The sequence below is a fragment of the Salinibacterium sp. SWN248 genome, assembly GCF_015864575.1.
In the GTDB taxonomy this organism is placed as follows: domain Bacteria; phylum Actinomycetota; class Actinomycetes; order Actinomycetales; family Microbacteriaceae; genus Rhodoglobus.
Genome location: NZ_JADYWW010000001.1, coordinates 1,920,283 through 1,934,414, shown reverse-complemented (window position 1 = coordinate 1,934,414; position 14,132 = coordinate 1,920,283). Strand labels below are relative to the sequence as shown.

Sequence of the window (14,132 nt, the reverse complement as noted above, 5' to 3'; positions counted from 1 at the left end):
ACAGAAAGGTAGCGCAATGAGTAACAAGTCACCATGGCGTCGGTCGTTGATCGGCCTTGCCGCAGTAAGTTCGCTCGTGCTTACAGGATGCGCTGCTGAGTCATCGAATAACGACGACCCAGCAGCAATCAAGGATGAGGTAGTCGTAGCTCTGGCGGGCGACATTGACAACTTCGATCCTCACACCAATCAGCTCATCATCTTCGAATTTGCGATTCGTGAGCTCGTGTTCTCGTCTCTCGTCGACTACGACGCCGAGCTGAAGCTTCAGCCCGACCTCGCGACGTACGAGGTAAACGAAGACGCAACGGTGTTCACGTTCAGCCTAGCGCCGGATGCCGTATTCCACGACGGAACCTCAGTTGACGCTGCCGCCGTTATCGCATCGATGGAACGCGCCGGCACAGCGGAAGACTCCATCTGGTCGGGCCGTCTTGCTGACGTCGCATCGTATGAGGCAACCGATGACTCAACGGTCGTCATCACCCTCAACAACCCGGATGCTACGTTCCTCGCAGGGCTCGCATCGATCGCCATCGTGGCTCCCTCGAGCTTCGAAACCGCCACTTCTGACCCGGTGGGCTCAGGCCCGTACGAGTTCGAGAGCTGGACGGCAAACACTGAGATCGTGCTGACCAGCTTCGATGACTACTTCGGCGATGTGTCGCCGACGGAAACTCTTCGACTGCAGCCCATCACCGACCAGCAGGTCGCGCTTAACAACCTCTACAGCGGAAGCGTTGACATTCTTGCCAGCGCATCTGCCGCAACGGTGTCGCAGCTCGACGCCGACCGGGCCGCCCTCGTCGAGCCGGTGGCATCGAACAGCCTCTCGCTGATCGAGTTCAACTCATCGGGAAAGCTTGCTGACCCGATGGTGCGCCAGGCTCTGGCACACGCCCTCGACAAGGACTCCATTCGGGAAATCGCCTACGGTGGCGGCGGCTCGAGCAGCTGGAGCCCGTTGCCTGAGAGCAGCTGGGCCTACTCCGAGCAGGATGGCTACGAGTACGACCTCGACAAGGCTGCGACAATGCTCGCTGCTGCTGGCGAGTCTGACCTCGAGTTCTCGCTCGAAGTTCCTTCCGGCTTCCCGGAGGCTGAACAGCTCGCCCGCGTCTGGCAGGCATCCTTGGCTGAAATCGGTGTGACCTTGAACGTCAACATCACAGAGATTTCGGTCTGGCTCGACGCTTACGTGAGCCGCGGCTATGACGCCACCTGGAATGTGTTCAACGTTGGAGCGGACCCCCACTCCTTCTTCGACATCATCATGATTCCGCACCTTGCGGACGACTACCAGAACCAGACGGTATCCGATCTCGTTCTTGACGCTACCCGCGTCTCTGACGAGGCAACTCGGGGCGAGCTCTACGGCGAACTCCAGCAGATTCTCGTTGACGAACTCCCCATCATGATCGTGCAGTCGACCCCGGTTGCTTCGATCGCTGGTCCGGATGTCTCGGGCTATGAGGTCAACCCGCTCGGCTGGGCTCTGCTCTCGCAGGTCACCGTCAGCCAGTAACACCGCGCACGACACAGCACGCAACAACACGAAGGAACGAGGGAGGCAGCATCGTGAAAATCATGCGACGCGCAGGAATAGAGGCGGCAAAGCTCGCCGTGGTCTTGTGGTTCGTCTCGGTGTTCGCCTTCCTCGCTCTTCGGCTCACCCCTGGGGATCCAGCAGTTCTGCTGCTCGGTCCCCAGGCGGGGCGGCCGGATGCGGCGGAAACGCTGGCCCGGTTGCGAACAGAAATGGGGCTCGACCAGCCCTGGCCCGTTCAGTACGGCATTTGGCTCGGAGACATCCTGCGCGGAGACTTCGGAGTTTCCAGCCGTAGCGGGGTCGCCGTAGTCGAGCTCGTAGCGGGCGCTGTTCCGCCCACGTTATTTCTCATTCTGGGAGCCGTGCTCATTGCGGTACCGCTCTCCATCATCTTCGGAATGGCCGCCGCGTACTTCCGCAACGGAATCGTCGACCGGGCAGTGCGTCTGGTGACGACATTGGCGATCGCGATTCCCGCGGTCTGGCTCGGCCTGTTCCTCATCATCATCTTCTCGGTCACGCTCGACATCCTGCCGTCGGGCGGATTCACCAGCCCCTTCGATGACTTCGGAGAGTTCTTCATCCAGATGATTCTGCCGGTCACGACGCTGGCGATCTTCCTCGGGGGAGTGCTGACGCGCTTCGTCTATGCCGAAGCATCCGACGTTCTCCGCCAGGATTACATGCGCACGGCGCTGGCCATGGGCATTTCGACACCGCGCCGCGTCTTCGTCTACGCCATGCGCAACGCCGTCACCCCGATGATCACGATCGTAGGAGTACAGATCGGAGCGCTCGTCGGAGGTGCCGTGCTCGTGGAGGCCGTCTTTGGCCTCGGGGGTATCGGCCAACTCCTACTCTCGAGCGTTCTCAACCGTGACTACCAAGTAGTGCAGGGTGCCGTCTTGCTCACCACGATTGTGGTGCTGCTCGTTGGTTACCTCGCAGACCTCGCTTACCGTCTCGTCGACCCGAGGATCACAGAATGACACTCACAGAACCCCGCACGAGCGGAACACCCGTGTCGCGCACTTTCGCTGCTATTGCCGCCGTCGGCCCCGCGAGACTCTCGCTCATTGTCATCGGCGTAGTGGCGCTCTTCATGGCGGTCTGGCCGTCGCTCTTCAGCCCGTACTCGCCTTCGGCGATTGACGCGTCGTCCATCCTGTTATCTCCGAGTTTTGCGCATCCGTTGGGAACGGATGAAGCGGGAGCCGACGTCTGGGCTCGACTCGTGTACTCCACTCAACTCGAGCTCGTCATCGCGGCGGGCAGTGTTCTCGTCGCCCTCGTCATCGGTCTTCCCACTGGCCTCATCGCCGGAAACGCCGGACGGTTTGTGGATGGCGCGTTCACGAGTGTCGCTTCGGCGACGCTCGCTTTCCCTCTCGTGCTCTTCGCCATTTTGATGGTCGCGAGCTTCGGCACCACGAGCCTTTCGCTCACGGTCATTATTGGGTTCCTCTTCTTCCCTCGCGTATTTCTCCTGATGCGAGCGCAAACGCGCAGTCTCAAGGAGCGCGAGTTTGTCACAGCGTTGCGGGTCGGGGGAGTGCGACCGACTCAAATCTTGGGCCTCCACGTGCTTCCTAACGCCGCCGGCCCACTGCTGACGCTGATCCCCACGCTCATGGCGGAAGCCATCCTGATCGAAGCAGGTCTGAGCTACCTCGGTCTGGGCGTCGACTTGCCAGCCTCCACGTGGGGCACGATCCTCGAGGCCTCGAAGAACTACTACGTCACATCACCCTGGTATGCGATTTCGGCTGGCCTTGTCATCACCTTCGTCGCTGCCGTGCTGATGTTCGCTGGCGAACTTATCGCCGAATCAGCGAACCCCATGAGACGGCGGCGTCGCTCATGACCCGCGTCACGCTGCTGCGCGGAGGTCAGGTTGCTGACGGAACCGGCGCCCCACTGCTAAACGCCGACGTACTGCTCGCCGACGGAAAGATCGCTGGCATTGGCAACTTCCTCGAGAGCGATGCCGACGTGGTGGTCGACTGCGCCGGCCTCATCGTGGCACCGGGATTCATCGACATCCACACGCACTCCGATCTCACCCGCTTTGCGTACCCGGAATGTGAATCACGAGTGCTGCAGGGCATCACCACCGAAGTGATTGGCAATTGCGGATTGAGTCCGGCGCCGATTCGCGGCAACCCCGACGACGTTCGGGCGATTATCGGGCCCGTGGACATCGTCGCCGATGTCGAGGTGAGCTGGAACTCGGTGAGTGAGTACTTTGCCGCGCTCGATGCCACACCGGCGGCGACGAACGTGGCACCGCTCGTGGGGCACGGAACTATCGTGCTTGCCGCTCAAACCAGAGTTGGGGTCGACCCTCATCACGATGACGATCGCCGCGCGACCATGGTTGCCGAGCTGCAGGAGGCGCTAGCGGCGGGCGCGTGGGGTTTGAGCTTGGGTCTCATGTATTCGCCGGGCGAACTCAGCCCGGTCGACGAACTCACTGAGCTCGCGCGTTCAGTTGCTCAACACGATGCTTTGCTCAGTATGCACATGCGCGCCTATGACGGCGATGGACTGGCGGATGCGGTGACTGAGGCCCTGCAGATTGCTGAGACCGCGGGAGCTCGCCTGCAAATTTCGCACTTTCGCTCGATCCGTGACGACGACGGCAGCGCCCTCGACGCCGCGATCGCCCTCGTCGAAAACGCGAACGGTGATGTGCAAGCCGATGCGTATCCGTATCTGGCCGGTCACACCACGATGCTTCAACTGTTGCCGACCGCGCTGCGAGCACTTCCCGTGGCTGAGATCGCCCAACGCATTGCGGATGCTCCGGCTGCCGTCGCCGAGATGCTGGAGTCGGCGGCAGGGTTCCCACCGGAGGCCATTACGGTGGCTAAGGCCTCAGCAAATCCGCTCGCGGTTAGCAAGACGCTCGCCGAATTGGTTGCTGAATCAGCCCACGAGTCGTGGGGTTCTCTCGCCGTGGGACTCCTCAGTGCGAACGATCTCAACGTTGACGTGATTATCGTCGGCACGCGTCCCGTCGACGCACTCCGGGTGCTGCAGCACCCGCTCGTTTCTGTGGCATCGGATGGGCTCGCCCTCAGCCTGACCCACGATGCCAATCTGCCTCATCCGCGGTCGATCGGCACCTTCCCGCGTTCATTCGACGAACTCTCGCGTGCTGGCATGACCACCGAGGAGATCGTGCACAAGATGACGGCGAAGCCGGCAGCTCGACTGGGATTCACTGACCGCGGCGTGCTCGCTGTTGGTGCGTGCGCTGACGTCACGGTCTTCGACGCGTCAACCGTTGCGGACCGGGCAACCTACGCGTCCCCACTTGAAACACCGCAGGGAATCGCCCACGTTTTTGTGAACGGCGTCCGGGTAGTGCGCGACGGCCGTCACACCCACGAATTGCCTGGCCACGTCTTGAGAAGGAGAACAGCATGACCCCTTCACCGTTACTAGAAATTTCAGACCTCACGGTTCGTTATGGCGCGGGTAACGCTACGCCCGCCGTCAATAACGTCTCGCTGTCCCTCGCCGCCGGCGAGACGGTCGGGCTTGTGGGCGAATCAGGGTCGGGCAAGTCGACCGTCGCGCGCGCCGTCCTCGGGTTGATGCCCTTCGAAGGCACCATCACCTATCAAGGTGAGAATCTTGCCGAAGTGACGCCGACCCGCATGCGCGCTATTCGCAGCGACCTGCAGATGATCTTCCAAGACCCGTACGCCACACTTGACCCGCGGATGACGGTCGGCCGGCAAATCGCGGAGCCTATGCTGGTGCACAAGATTGTGCCGCGCTCAGGCGCCGCCGCCCGCGTGGGCGAGCTGCTCGAGCAAGTCGGGCTGTCGGCGGAGATGGCGGGACGGTACCCGCACGAGTTTTCCGGTGGTCAACGCCAGCGCATCGCGATTGCTCGGGCGCTCGGTGTTAGCCCGTCGCTGATCGTCTGCGACGAACCAACCAGCGCGCTCGATGTGTCGGTGCAAGCCCAAGTGCTCGAACTGCTTCAAGAGCTCCAACGCACTCAAGGAATTGCGTACCTGTTTATCGCCCACAATCTGGGCGTTGTGCGGGCCATGTCGCACCGCGTCGCTGTTATGTATTTGGGCGAGATCGTGGAGTACGGAACGTCTGACGAAGTCTTCAGCAACCCGCAGCATCCTTATACTCGTGCCCTGATCGAAGCGGTTCTTGAGCCCGATCCTGCGTCGCGGCATCGTCCGCTGTCGATCGACCCCGATCTCACTAGCCCGATCAACGTGATGAGGAGCCGCGCATGAGCGACCAACCACTCCTAGAAATTCGGGATCTTTCGGTACGGTTCTCGGCATCCGCCCCGCCTGCTGTGCGCGGTGTTTCCATTCGCGTCGAGGCGGGAACCCGCGTGGGGATCATTGGGGAATCAGGCTCCGGCAAGTCGGTCACCGCGATGTCAGTCTTGCGGCTGAACGATGAACGAATCGCGCACTATGGCGAGGAGTCATCCATCACTCTTGATGGCCGTGAACTTCTCAAAGCGCCGCTCTCGGCGATCCAGGGCGTGCGCGGTGCGCAAGCCTCGATGATCTTCCAGGACCCGATGTCGGTGCTCAATCCGGTGTTCCGGGTCGGACATCAGGTGCGCGACGTTCTCGTGGCGCACCGCCCCGAGCTGCGAAAGACTGCCAAGGCTCTCGTTATCGAGAGTTTGGATGCGGTCGGTATCCGCAACCCCGCCGCGGTCTACCGTCAGTACCCTCACGAGCTCAGTGGTGGAATGCGCCAACGCATCATGATCGCGATGGCGATCGCATCGTCACCCCGACTGCTTATTGCGGATGAAGCGACGAGTGCGCTCGACGTGACCGTGCAAGCTGCCGTGCTTGAGACCATCGGTGCTCTTGCCGACGATCGCGGAATGGCGGTGCTCATGATCACTCACGACATGGGCGTTGTCGCGCGTTTCTGCGACTACGTCTACGTGATGTATCACGGTGAAGTCGTCGAATCAGGCGCGGCCGCCGACATCCTTACCTCACCTCAGCACGACTACACCAAGAAACTTCTTGCGTCAGTTCCTCGCCTTCACGGCGATCAGCCCCGCACTGCTTAGTGCGGGCACCCCAACCAACCCCAAAGAAAGGCATCAATGTTCCACGCAATCACCACCCCAGACGCTCCTCAGCCCGCCGGCACATACAGCTCTGCCGTCGTCGCAGGCTCGCTCGTGTTCCTTGCCGGCCAGGGCCCGTTCGATAAAGACAGCAACCGCGTCGGCGAGACCTTCGCTGAGCAGGTTCGCCAGACCTTCCGCAACCTCGAGACCGTTGCTCAGGCTGCCGGCACGAGCCTTGAGAACACCGTGCGCTACGGCGTATACCTCAAGACGCTCGATGACTTCGCTGAGTTCAACGAGATCGCGGCAGAGTTCCTCACGGCACCGCTCCCGGCGCGCACGACGATTCAGGCCAACCTTCGTGGCTTCGACGTCGAGCTCGACGCGATCGTCGCGCTTCCCGCGAAGTAGCAATGCGTCTCGCAGTCATTGACGGGCGAGCGTCGCTCCTCGTCGACGGCACCGTTGTCGATATCGAGCGTGCGAGTGCTGGTCGATTCTCGGCCACGGTCGACGAGCTCTACCGCGACTGGGCGCCGTTCCAGGCGTGGGAGGCGGATGCTGTAGCAAGCGACCGCAGCGAGTCCGAACTTGAACCTGCTCAGTGGGGTGCGCTCGCGCACGCCCCGCAGCAGATTTTTGCGGTCGGGCTCAACTACGTTGATCACGCTGCGGAGTCCGGGTTTAACGTTCCGGAGCATCCGATGGTCTTCACGAAGTTTGCGTCGTCGATCTCGGGTCCGTTCGAACCGCTCGTATTGCCGACCGATAGCGTCGATTGGGAAGTCGAGCTGGTTGCTGTCGTGGGCTCGGGCGGTCGCAACATCGCCGAAGCCGACGGACTCGCGGCGATCGCAGGCTTCTGCATTGGCCAGGACTACTCGGCGCGCGACGTGCAGATGCGAGGAGTGCCACCGCAGTTTTCGCTCGGCAAATCGTTCGCAGGGTTCGCACCGCTCGGGCCAGTGTTCGTTGACACGGAAAGCTTTCTTGAGCAGTCAGAGATCACTCTCGAGTGTTGGATCGACGATGCTCTCGTGCAGAGCGCACCGATGAACGACATGGTGTTTTCTGTGCCACGACTCGTCAGTGAGCTCTCGTCCATTGTCGAATTGCGCCCCGGTGATGTGATCTTCACTGGCACACCGCCCGGCGTCGGCTTCGGACAGAACCCGCCCCGCTATTTGCGCGCGGGCGAAGTTGTGCGGAGCGCAATTACCGGGTTGGGAACGATGTCTCAGGAGTGCGTGGCTCCGTAGGTCACACTCGTTGCTTCTGTGACGAAGGCGCGTCTCTCGTGGGGAGAGGCGCGCCTTCTGTTTTGTCATCGCTACGATTGATGAGACGCCGCAAGATTAAGGAATGCCAGTGACGTATAGCGCCATTCGAGTTCGAGAGACTCCGGGAGAGCCGGCCTCTGGCCGCACCGGTGTCGCTGTGACTGTCTTCGGGATCGCGGTGGCTGGCTGGGTTTCTTTCGGTCGCCATCTTTTTGGCATCGGTGGAGATCTCACCATCGTCTATGCGACAACGCTAGGAATACTGTTCGGCGTCTTGTTTGTACTCGTCGGGCTAGCTATGCGGCGCACGCAGATTCGCGGTTTTGGCACTCGACCCATCACCCACGCGATGCTCATCTCCTCCGGCGTTTGTGCGTTCCTGCTGGGCCTAATGATTCCGGATAACACCCCAGAAGGTCTGCAAACAATCGTGAGCGGGCCGAACGAACCTGCTCTCGGCATTGCCATCGGTATCGCGAACCCGCTGGGAGTCATCGGAATAGCGACCGGTATCATCGCGCTGGTGCTCGCGGTCAAGGAATCCCGCGGCCGCATCACGCTCGTCGAGAGCTGGGGCGATGACAAGGACGTTGCGCCTGCCCACGCAGCAGGAACGACTGCAAGCTAAAGTCTGGAGCTAGCGTTTCCCGAGTTGCGAGTGCTCGCCGAGTTCGTGCCAGCCGCGGTCGTGGTAGACCAGCGGGGGAGCAGCATCCGTTTCGCTTCCCACATGAGACGCCTGCGCCAAAACCAGAATCAACGACGCGGACGCCGTGTCGAGTTGATCGACCCGCTGGCCAACAATCCGCACAGGAGCGCTCGGAAAGTATGGCTCGCCGCTCGGCAGCCGCGACCACAGCGAGCGGTCGGCGAACCGATCGATGCCACTTGTCGCGCACAGCTCCGCGATCGGCAATTGTTCGCTGCTGAGAAAGTGAACGACATAGGAGTCCGCATTCCGAATCCCCGTAGCGGTGGATGCCTGATGTCCAATGGAGAACGCAAATAGCGGGGGATCCGCACTGACCGAGACAATTGACGTCACGGTGAGGGCGACAGGGCCGAGGGGAGAGTCGGCCGTCACAATCGCAACTCCACCTGGATGCTGGCGAAAGGCAGCCGCAAACTCGGCTGCACTCAGGCCGGTGGCGGGCAGGGCATCGTCATCGGTGCGGTGGGCGCGCTCGACGGTGCGAGGCGCAGTGGGGGCTGTCGTGTGCATTCGTCCATCCAATGTTTCGGGGATGCGGACAAGCGTGCACCCGAGCACGCGACGAAGCGAGAATATGTCGATATGTGTCCTTCTGTTTCACCGATTGTTTCGTCCTCGGGTGCACTATCGGATGCTGCGGCGCACCATAAGGGCATGCCTAGACAAATTCGCTTCAACGCCTTCGATATGAACTGCGTCGCTCACCAGTCCTCCGGAATGTGGCGCCACCCCGACGATCAGTCGTGGCGCTACAAAGACCTCAATTATTGGACCGAGCTCGCACAGTTGCTCGAAAAGGGAACCTTCGACGGCATCTTCATCGCGGATGTCCTCGGCACCTATGACGTCTACGCGGGCTCGAATGAGGCCGCCATTCGCCACGGTGCCCAGGTTCCGGTGAACGATCCGCTGTTGCTCGTCTCGGCCATGGCGCATGTCACCGAGAACCTCGGATTCGGCATCACGGCGGGAACCGCCTACGAGCATCCCTACCCCTTTGCTCGTCGTATGTCGACGCTCGATCACCTCACGCAGGGCCGGATCGGTTGGAATGTCGTGACCGGCTACCTGCCCTCGGCTGCGCGCAACATGGGCAACGACGATCAGCTCGAACACGATGATCGCTACGACCACGCTGACGAATATCTTGAGGTGCTCTACAAGTTGTGGGAGGGGTCGTGGGAAGACGATGCTGTGATTCGTGACCGGGAGTCCGGCGTGTTCACTGACCCCAGCAAGGTGCACGACATCGAGCACAAGGGCAAACACTTCACCGTTCCCGGCATCCACTTGTCAGAACCGTCGGTGCAGCGAACACCGGTCATTTACCAGGCCGGTGCTTCGCCGCGAGGAATCCAGTTCGCCGCAGGCAACGCTGAAGCGATCTTTGTGGCGGCATCGACCAAGGCAGGGCTCAAGGCAACGGTGGGTCGCATCCGGGATGCTCTCGAAGAGGCTGGGCGCGATCGCTACTCGGCGCGCATCTACACGCTTCTGACGATCATCACGGATGAGACAACGGAGAAAGCTCACGCGAAGCATGCCGATTACTTGAGCTATGCCAGCGAGGAAGGTGCGCTGGTGTTCATGTCGGGATGGATGGGCATCGACCTCTCGCAGTACGACCTCGATGAGCCCATTGGCAATGTCAAGAGCAACGCAATCCAGTCGACGGTGGCGAACTTTCAGCAGGCCAATGACGACGGCAGCGAATGGAAGGTTCGGGACATCGCGCGGCTTGGTGCGATTGGTGGCTTGGGGCCGTTCATCATCGGTTCTGGCGAAGAGATCGCCGATGAGCTCGAGGAGTGGGTGGCAGAGACGGATGTCGACGGCTTCAACCTTGCCTACGCGATCACGCCGGGCACGTTTGAGGATGTCGTCGAGCACGTCATTCCGGTGCTTCGAGCTCGCGGAACCTATCCTGAGGAATACGTGGAAGGTACGCTGCGCCACAAGCTGCACGGGCGTGGCAACAGGCTCCCTGACGAGCACGCAGGAGCGAGTTATCGTCGTCGGGGCTAGCGCGTCACGGCTGTTGCGCCGCGACCCTGGGGCTACGGCGCTGGGGTTTCGCGGTGCAGGTCGACGGCGTATTTGAAACCAATGTGAGACGCCTCAAAGCCAAGCTTCGTGTAGAACCGGTGGGCGTCGGTGCGGGCTTCGTCAGAAGTGAGCTGGATGAGGGTGGCACCAAGCGTGGGCGCTGCGGTGTCGATAACCCACCGCATCATCGCGCCGCCGATTCCACTCGAACGCTGACTCGCGGCTACTCTCACGGCTTCGACTTGGAGGCGGTGCGAGCCGCGGCGGGCCATTCCGGGAATGGCGGTCAACTGCATGGTGGCGACGACATCCCCTGAGGGTGCTTCGACGACGAGGAGCGCATTCGCGGGTGTCGTGGCGATGGCGTGAAACGCCTTTTCGTAGGCGGGGCGGTCTTCTGGTCGTGCGTTGTCGCCTCGAAGCGCGCTAATCGCGTCGTCTGCGAGGAGCTGCAGAATGGTGTCGATGTCGCCAAGAGCGGAGTAGCGAAGAATCATTTCGCCGTCTCGCGTCTGGAGAGTTGTCGGAACAGTCACTTTAGAAAACACTCCCACGACGATAGCAGCGCTAGCACTGCCCGCGAGCCAGCGGTGCTCAATCGTGGGGCGAATTATCGCCATCCCTCGGTGTTGACAACACCGGACGCGGTTTCGATCGCCGCTGTGTATTCGAGATTGCTGAACTCGTCTCAGCCCTTCCGTAGTGTCGCCAATTACACGCAACACCTATCGGAAAGGTAGTTCAATGACTGCAACAAATGACTCCACCACTGCGAAGAAATCCGTCACCCCTCACCCTTCCGCATCGTTCGGTCGCCGCATTCTGGCGGGTGTCGTCGGCGGTGTTGCCGGCGGTCTCGTCTTCGGGATGATGATGGCAATGATGGGCATGCTGCCCACGCTCGCCATGATGGTTGGCTCTGAATCGGCCGTCGTTGGATTCCTTGTCCACCTCATGATTTCAATCATGATCGGAATCGGGCTAACGGTCCTATTCGGCAATCTGCTTCTCGCGAACTACGCCCGTGGTGCGGTCGTAGGTTTCGTCTACGGCGCGATCTGGTGGGTCCTTGGGCCCCTCATGATGATGCCGCTCATGCTCGGCGGAGCCCTCTTCGCTATCGATACCGCTGCGCTCTTGTCCTTGATGGGCCACATGATCTTCGGCGTCATCCTCGGATTGGTTGCAGTGCGCGTTCTCGCTTCACGTCGATGAACAACTGTGCACGGCCCGGGTGCCCACCGTCGTGGTGGGTCACGCCGGGCCGTTGCGCTGCTCGGGGGAGTTGGCGCTAGTAGTTCAAGATCTGGTAGCCGTCGACGACGAGCTTACGAACGCTGGCTTCGCCGCCGTTGTCGGAAAGCAGGGGGAAGCCGCCGTCACGGATGGGTTCGAATACCTTGTGCGACTTGGCGCAGAATTCGCAGGCGCCGATGATCGTGTCGCCGAGGGCGGCGACAAGGCCGTTCATGGGGTGGCCAGCGTCGGCGATCTTTGCGAGGGTCTCAACACCTGAGCCGTCGAACATGACGATGACGTCGTCGCCGGCGGCCTTGAACTCGAGGGCGGTCTTGAGTCCGCGGTAGACGCGAGCGTTGTTGTTCTCGAGCGTCTCGAGAATGACTACGGCGATCTTGAGGTCTGACATTGAAAACTCCTTGTGTTGGCCATCCAGCGTTTCTAGACGGATCCGTCTAGAAAATATAGACGGGTTCGTCTAGAATTGCAACATGGCCTCAGAAACTCCTCAGATCCGCGTGACGTCGAGAATGAAACTCCTCGCTACTGCGGCGGATCTCTTCTACACGCATGGCATCAATGCGACGGGAATCGATACGGTGATCGCGAAAGCGGGAGTTGCCAAAGGCAGCATGTATCACCACTTCCCGAGCAAAGAAGCTCTCATCGCGGCCTACCTCGATGAAGAGGCGGATGCCTGGTTGGACCGGGTGACGGAGTTCGACGACGAGCGCGCCTCGACCGCAGAACGCGTCGCGCGTCTCTTCACCGCGGTCGCCGATCAAGTCGACGAGGGCACTTTCTACGGCTGCCCCTTCACTAATGCGGCCATCGAGTGCCCCGACATGGCTGACGTTCAGTCATCAATTGCCCGCTACCGTCGGGTGCTTCGCACTCATGTGACCCACATCATGGGGCCGGATGCGGCCGAGGGCGTGATCACGCGGCTCATTGTTCTTTACGACGGCGCGCTCACGACGGCCAAGCTCACGAGAGATTCGGCCCAGGTTCGCGATATCGCACAGTTCGCGCGGGAGCTGGTGTCTGCGGCCTAGGCTCGCGCGCGTCGGCTTGCGCACTATTCGAACATGTGTTCGAATAAACGGTATGCGATGGAGTGGGCAGCAGGTCAATAGCGAGGCCCCCGACGCGCTGCCTGGTCTCGCCAAGCTCAACAACTTGGTGCGCACGGTGCGAACCCCAGAGTTCGATGGCGTCACCTTTTACGAAGTGCTTGCCAAGAGCGCCCTCAACAAAGTGCCAACGGCCAGCGATATGCCCTTCGGTTGGACGATCAATCCGATGCGCGGATGCCTGCACCAGTGCACGTATTGCTTCGCTCGTCCGACCCACGAGTTCCTCGATCTTGACGCGGGCAAAGACTTCGACACGCAGATCATCGTCAAGGTGAACGTGGCTGAGGTTCTGGCTAAGGAGCTCAGCAAACCCAGTTGGGGGCGGCATCCGGTCGCGCTCGGCACGAATACGGATCCGTACCAGCGCGCGGAGGGCCGGTATCGGCTGATGCCCGGCATCATTGCCGCCCTCGCGGCATCCGGAACGCCCCTGTCAATCTTGACGAAAGGCACGTTGTTGCGGCGCGATCTTGCCCTCTTGTCCGAGGCAAGCCAGCATGTGCCTGTTGATGTAGGGATGTCGATCGCGATTTACGACGACGAGCTACAGCAGTCCGTCGAGCCTGGCACGCCTACCGCGAAGGCTCGCTTGGCGACGGTGAGCGCTGTGCGCGATGCTGGACTCGATTGCGCTGTCTTTCTGATGCCAATTCTGCCGTTCTTGACCGACACGCGAGACCATCTTGAGCGTGCCGTTTCTCAGGCTAAAGAGGCCGGGGCAACCTCGATTGCGTACTCGGCGCTGCATCTGAAGCCGGGAACAAAGGAGTGGTATCTCGGCTGGCTTGAGCAGGCGCATCCTGAACTGCTCGGCAAATATCGTTCGATGTATTCGCGAGGCAACTATGCCCCGAAGGAATATCGCCAGTGGCTGGCAGCCAAACTGAAGCCGATCATCCGTCGTCACCGGCTGGAGCGAACACTGCTCGATCCTGCGACAGGAATCGTCGGTTCCCGTGCCCACACCCCGGTTCATTCTGGTCTCATCGGCCGATCGTTAATCGCGGAAGAAATGCCGCCAGAGTTGGCGGCACGTGCAATGCCGCAACCCATGCTTTTTTAGCGCCGTCTTCGTCGCTGTCGT

16 protein-coding genes are annotated in these 14,132 nt (G+C 61.1%); 13 read left to right on the top strand and 3 right to left on the bottom strand.

Features of this window, described 5'->3' with window-relative positions:
- Positions 1–16: 16 nt before the first annotated feature.
- The 9 genes from I6E73_RS09270 to I6E73_RS09230 all read left to right on the top strand — a co-directional run bounded on the left by I6E73_RS09270 (position 17) and on the right by I6E73_RS09230 (position 8,543).
- The gene (locus I6E73_RS09270; protein WP_197124752.1) at positions 17–1,525 is read left to right on the top strand and encodes an ABC transporter substrate-binding protein; all 1,509 of its coding nucleotides are present in this window, start codon (positions 17–19) and stop codon (positions 1,523–1,525) included.
- Between the two features lie 62 nt (positions 1,526–1,587).
- The gene (locus I6E73_RS09265) at positions 1,588–2,538 is read left to right on the top strand and encodes an ABC transporter permease (protein WP_189621809.1); all 951 of its coding nucleotides are present in this window, start codon (positions 1,588–1,590) and stop codon (positions 2,536–2,538) included.
- Positions 2,535–3,413: an ABC transporter permease gene (locus tag I6E73_RS09260; RefSeq protein ID WP_197124750.1), complete on the top strand. Its 879-nt coding sequence runs from the start codon at positions 2,535–2,537 to the stop codon at positions 3,411–3,413. Before I6E73_RS09265 ends, I6E73_RS09260 begins: the two co-directional genes overlap by 4 nt.
- Positions 3,410–4,981, top strand: a complete 1,572-nt coding sequence (locus tag I6E73_RS09255; RefSeq protein ID WP_197124748.1) for an amidohydrolase family protein — start codon at positions 3,410–3,412, stop codon at positions 4,979–4,981. The genes I6E73_RS09260 and I6E73_RS09255 overlap by 4 nt, the downstream gene beginning before the upstream one ends.
- Entirely contained in the window at positions 4,978–5,820 is an 843-nt protein-coding gene (locus I6E73_RS09250) for an ATP-binding cassette domain-containing protein (RefSeq protein WP_197124746.1), read from the top strand. The genes I6E73_RS09255 and I6E73_RS09250 overlap by 4 nt, the downstream gene beginning before the upstream one ends.
- Entirely contained in the window at positions 5,817–6,632 is an 816-nt protein-coding gene (locus tag I6E73_RS09245; protein ID WP_197124744.1) for an ABC transporter ATP-binding protein, read from the top strand. Before I6E73_RS09250 ends, I6E73_RS09245 begins: the two co-directional genes overlap by 4 nt.
- Positions 6,633–6,668: 36 nt before the next feature.
- Positions 6,669–7,046 carry a RidA family protein gene (locus I6E73_RS09240; protein ID WP_100389123.1) on the top strand — a complete coding sequence of 126 codons (378 nt, stop codon included), beginning with the start codon at positions 6,669–6,671 and terminating at the stop codon, positions 7,044–7,046.
- Between the two features lie 2 nt (positions 7,047–7,048).
- Complete coding sequence (locus I6E73_RS09235; RefSeq protein WP_197124742.1) at positions 7,049–7,894, top strand: fumarylacetoacetate hydrolase family protein; 846 nt, start codon at positions 7,049–7,051, stop codon at positions 7,892–7,894.
- A gap of 103 nt (positions 7,895–7,997) precedes the next feature.
- Positions 7,998–8,543 carry a hypothetical protein gene (locus I6E73_RS09230; protein WP_231600613.1) on the top strand — a complete coding sequence of 182 codons (546 nt, stop codon included), beginning with the start codon at positions 7,998–8,000 and terminating at the stop codon, positions 8,541–8,543.
- A gap of 9 nt (positions 8,544–8,552) precedes the next feature.
- Here I6E73_RS09230 and I6E73_RS09225 read toward each other — a convergent pair whose 3' ends face one another.
- The gene (locus tag I6E73_RS09225) at positions 8,553–9,137 is read right to left on the bottom strand and encodes a flavin reductase family protein (protein WP_197124740.1); all 585 of its coding nucleotides are present in this window, start codon (positions 9,135–9,137) and stop codon (positions 8,553–8,555) included.
- A 144-nt stretch (positions 9,138–9,281) separates the two neighbouring features.
- Here I6E73_RS09225 and I6E73_RS09220 point away from each other — a divergent pair, with 144 nt between their 5' ends.
- Entirely contained in the window at positions 9,282–10,652 is a 1,371-nt protein-coding gene (locus I6E73_RS09220) for an LLM class flavin-dependent oxidoreductase (RefSeq protein WP_197124738.1), read from the top strand.
- A gap of 32 nt (positions 10,653–10,684) precedes the next feature.
- Here I6E73_RS09220 and I6E73_RS09215 read toward each other — a convergent pair whose 3' ends face one another.
- Positions 10,685–11,293 carry a GNAT family N-acetyltransferase gene (locus I6E73_RS09215; protein ID WP_307784270.1) on the bottom strand — a complete coding sequence of 203 codons (609 nt, stop codon included), beginning with the start codon at positions 11,291–11,293 and terminating at the stop codon, positions 10,685–10,687.
- A gap of 124 nt (positions 11,294–11,417) precedes the next feature.
- On the opposite strand from I6E73_RS09215, the gene I6E73_RS09210 reads away from it, so the two are divergent.
- Positions 11,418–11,888: a hypothetical protein gene (locus tag I6E73_RS09210; RefSeq protein WP_231600611.1), complete on the top strand. Its 471-nt coding sequence runs from the start codon at positions 11,418–11,420 to the stop codon at positions 11,886–11,888.
- A gap of 76 nt (positions 11,889–11,964) precedes the next feature.
- Here I6E73_RS09210 and I6E73_RS09205 read toward each other — a convergent pair whose 3' ends face one another.
- Positions 11,965–12,321 (bottom strand): sulfur reduction protein DsrE, encoded by a 357-nt coding sequence (locus I6E73_RS09205; protein WP_197124736.1) that lies wholly within the window; start codon positions 12,319–12,321, stop codon positions 11,965–11,967.
- Positions 12,322–12,403: 82 nt separating this feature from the next.
- Here I6E73_RS09205 and I6E73_RS09200 point away from each other — a divergent pair, with 82 nt between their 5' ends.
- Both I6E73_RS09200 and I6E73_RS09195 read left to right on the top strand, forming a co-directional pair.
- A complete protein-coding gene (locus tag I6E73_RS09200; protein WP_197105493.1) occupies positions 12,404–12,967 on the top strand; it encodes a TetR/AcrR family transcriptional regulator in 564 nt (187 codons plus the stop codon).
- A 52-nt stretch (positions 12,968–13,019) separates the two neighbouring features.
- A complete protein-coding gene (locus I6E73_RS09195) occupies positions 13,020–14,111 on the top strand; it encodes an Rv2578c family radical SAM protein (protein WP_197124734.1) in 1,092 nt (363 codons plus the stop codon).
- The last annotated feature ends 21 nt before the right edge of the window (positions 14,112–14,132 follow it).

Coding starts and splice junctions, on each gene's coding strand:
- I6E73_RS09260 (WP_197124750.1), top strand. CDS start 2,535: ATGACACTCACAGAACCCCGCACGAGCGGAACACCCGTGTCGCGCACT.
- I6E73_RS09205 (WP_197124736.1), bottom strand. CDS start 12,321: ATGTCAGACCTCAAGATCGCCGTAGTCATTCTCGAGACGCTCGAGAAC.
- I6E73_RS09250 (WP_197124746.1), top strand. CDS start 4,978: ATGACCCCTTCACCGTTACTAGAAATTTCAGACCTCACGGTTCGTTAT.
- I6E73_RS09265 (WP_189621809.1), top strand. CDS start 1,588: ATGCGACGCGCAGGAATAGAGGCGGCAAAGCTCGCCGTGGTCTTGTGG.
- I6E73_RS09240 (WP_100389123.1), top strand. CDS start 6,669: ATGTTCCACGCAATCACCACCCCAGACGCTCCTCAGCCCGCCGGCACA.
- I6E73_RS09215 (WP_307784270.1), bottom strand. CDS start 11,293: ATGGCGATAATTCGCCCCACGATTGAGCACCGCTGGCTCGCGGGCAGT.
- I6E73_RS09235 (WP_197124742.1), top strand. CDS start 7,049: ATGCGTCTCGCAGTCATTGACGGGCGAGCGTCGCTCCTCGTCGACGGC.
- I6E73_RS09245 (WP_197124744.1), top strand. CDS start 5,817: ATGAGCGACCAACCACTCCTAGAAATTCGGGATCTTTCGGTACGGTTC.
- I6E73_RS09225 (WP_197124740.1), bottom strand. CDS start 9,137: ATGCACACGACAGCCCCCACTGCGCCTCGCACCGTCGAGCGCGCCCAC.
- I6E73_RS09255 (WP_197124748.1), top strand. CDS start 3,410: ATGACCCGCGTCACGCTGCTGCGCGGAGGTCAGGTTGCTGACGGAACC.
- I6E73_RS09220 (WP_197124738.1), top strand. CDS start 9,282: ATGCCTAGACAAATTCGCTTCAACGCCTTCGATATGAACTGCGTCGCT.
- I6E73_RS09230 (WP_231600613.1), top strand. CDS start 7,998: ATGCCAGTGACGTATAGCGCCATTCGAGTTCGAGAGACTCCGGGAGAG.
- I6E73_RS09210 (WP_231600611.1), top strand. CDS start 11,418: ATGACTGCAACAAATGACTCCACCACTGCGAAGAAATCCGTCACCCCT.
- I6E73_RS09195 (WP_197124734.1), top strand. CDS start 13,020: ATGCGATGGAGTGGGCAGCAGGTCAATAGCGAGGCCCCCGACGCGCTG.
- I6E73_RS09270 (WP_197124752.1), top strand. CDS start 17: ATGAGTAACAAGTCACCATGGCGTCGGTCGTTGATCGGCCTTGCCGCA.
- I6E73_RS09200 (WP_197105493.1), top strand. CDS start 12,404: ATGGCCTCAGAAACTCCTCAGATCCGCGTGACGTCGAGAATGAAACTC.